Source organism: Anoxybacillus ayderensis (genome assembly GCF_000833605.1).
Taxonomy (GTDB): Bacteria; Bacillota; Bacilli; order Bacillales; family Anoxybacillaceae; genus Anoxybacillus; species Anoxybacillus ayderensis.
Genome location: NZ_JXTG01000066.1, coordinates 1 through 751, shown reverse-complemented (window position 1 = coordinate 751; position 751 = coordinate 1). Strand labels below are relative to the sequence as shown.

Sequence of the window (751 nt, the reverse complement as noted above, 5' to 3'; positions counted from 1 at the left end):
CTCTATCGCCTGCCGCTCGGCGTGGAGCGCGGGGCTTTCGCCCCGGGCGGCGCCCACCACCATGCGCATCACCAGCCGAATCTCGCGCAGCCCAAAATCGTCGGCCACTTGCTGCTGCGCTCGCGAAGCGGCGATAACCTCCAGGTAGAGCGCGGAGGCAGAGACGTTCTGGACGGACTTCCCGCGCAGCCTCGTGCGACGTGCACTGCGCGGCGTGAAGCTCATCATTTCGGACGCACATGACGGCATCAAGGCGGCTGTGTCGCGGGTGTGGTATCACACGGGCAGAGTGATGAGCTTTCCAAGCAGCGGCATGATTGTTTTCAACCGCTGACGTTCGGGGGCAGGCGAACTTCGGTCACCAGCAGCGTCATGGCGATGGCGAACACCGCGTCCGAGAAGAAAGTCAGCCGTTCGAGCTTCGCGTTTTCGCGATCATTTGCTATCGTCAACCCCCAAGCCACCATCTTCACCACCTGCCCTCATGGAGGCAAGGCTAAGTGTGTGGCGATCAAGGCGGGGCGCCCCTTTCGCTTCAGTATCGGTAGGTGAGTTGCGAGAAGCCTCTCGCTTTCCCAAAACTCGATCCCATGCGAGACGGGATCGCAAGACCTTAGGGTGTCATTCCGCCCTCAACCGTACCCGGCCGCGAGCGGCGCATTTTTCAACAGCCCCGGCCGTTTTCTGAACAGCGGTAATGCGCCGGGTTGTTCTTGCGATCTGCCCGGCATAGGGGAGGGGGGTATATGGC

Annotated in this window: 1 protein-coding gene and 1 pseudogene; one reads left to right on the top strand and one right to left on the bottom strand. The window is 61.9% G+C overall.

Annotation, left to right across the window (positions count from 1 at the left end):
• Nucleotides 1-151 precede the first annotated feature (151 nt).
• A pseudogene (locus JV16_RS15650) lies at nt 152-271 on the top strand (transposase); the annotation flags it as partial.
• Nucleotides 272-323: 52 nt separating this feature from the next.
• Here JV16_RS15650 and JV16_RS15460 read toward each other — a convergent pair.
• Nucleotides 324-467, bottom strand: coding sequence for a TMEM175 family protein (locus JV16_RS15460; protein ID WP_244463850.1), 144 nt, complete (start codon nt 465-467; stop codon nt 324-326).
• Nucleotides 468-751: the final 284 nt, after the last annotated feature.

Bases quoted from the DNA above. Each gene is read 5' to 3' on its own strand.
- JV16_RS15460 (WP_244463850.1), bottom strand. From the start codon at position 467: ATGGTGGCTTGGGGGTTGACGATAGCAAATGATCGCGAAAACGCGAAG.